Origin of the sequence: Stenotrophomonas pictorum JCM 9942, assembly GCF_001310775.1 — a bacterium.
Lineage (GTDB): Bacteria > Pseudomonadota > Gammaproteobacteria > Xanthomonadales > Xanthomonadaceae > Stenotrophomonas > Stenotrophomonas pictorum.
This window is the reverse complement of record NZ_BAZI01000688.1, coordinates 1-872: the sequence shown is the minus strand read 5'-3', so window position 1 is coordinate 872 and position 872 is coordinate 1. Positions and strand designations below refer to the sequence as shown.

Here is an 872-nt window from a genome sequence, read left to right as displayed (position 1 = left end):
CGACAGCTGGACACTGCAGCGCGGGCAGAGCGAAGTGGGCATCGCGCTGGTGCCACGCATGCGCGCCAACAACGGCGAGGTACTGCGCGAGGCGGCCATCGCCGGCATGGGCATCATCGCCCAGCCGGATTTCATCGTCGGCGAGGCGCTGGCCGACGGTCGCCTGGTGCCGGTGCTGGCCGACTGGGAAGTGCCCTCGGTCGGCATCCATGCGGTCTATGCCAGCCGCAGCCACCTGGCGCCGAAGGTGCGAAGCTTCATCGACTATCTGGTCGAGTGCCTCGGCGGGGAAACGGCCGCCTCAGACTGAGCGGTGCTGGTCCAGCGCCACCCGCACCGCCTCCAGCGGCATCGGGCGACCCAGCAGGTAACCCTGCACCTGGTCGCAGCCGTGCGCGGCCAGCCACGCCAGCTGGCCTTCGCTCTCCACGCCCTCGGCGATCACGTTCAGGCCCATGCTGTGGCCCAGCGACAGCAGCGCCCGGCAGATCGCCGCGTTGCGCGGGTTGCGCTCCACATCGCAGACGAAGTCGCGGTCGATCTTCAGCGAGTCCAGTGGCAGGTGCTGCAGGTAGGACATGCTGGAAAAGCCGGTGCCGAAATCATCCAGTGCCGCACCGATACCGTTTTCCTTCAACGCCTGCAGCGTCTGCAGCGCCTGCGCCGGGTTGCGCATCACCGCGCTTTCGGTCAGTTCCAGCTGCAACGCCCCGGGGGGCAGGTCCCAGGCCTCGGTGGCACGGCTGAATTCGGCCACCAGATCGCTGTTGAACAACTGCACCGCCGAGATGTTCACCGCGATCGGCAGCCCGCCCCAGCCCTGGTCGGCCAGCTGGCGTTGCGCGCGCGCCGCGGCATGGATCACCCAGCGG

2 protein-coding genes are annotated in these 872 nt (G+C 68.8%); one reads left to right on the top strand and one right to left on the bottom strand.

The window, feature by feature from the left end; all coding sequences use genetic code 11:
- A partial coding sequence (locus JCM9942_RS17070) for a LysR substrate-binding domain-containing protein (protein ID WP_256202425.1) occupies positions 1–310 on the top strand: 310 nt, incomplete at its 5' end.
- Here JCM9942_RS17070 and JCM9942_RS17065 read toward each other — a convergent pair.
- Positions 302–872: EAL domain-containing protein (locus JCM9942_RS17065; protein ID WP_157723044.1), on the bottom strand; the 571-nt coding region annotated here is incomplete at its 5' end. The two genes, JCM9942_RS17070 and JCM9942_RS17065, sit on opposite strands and share 9 nt — an antisense overlap.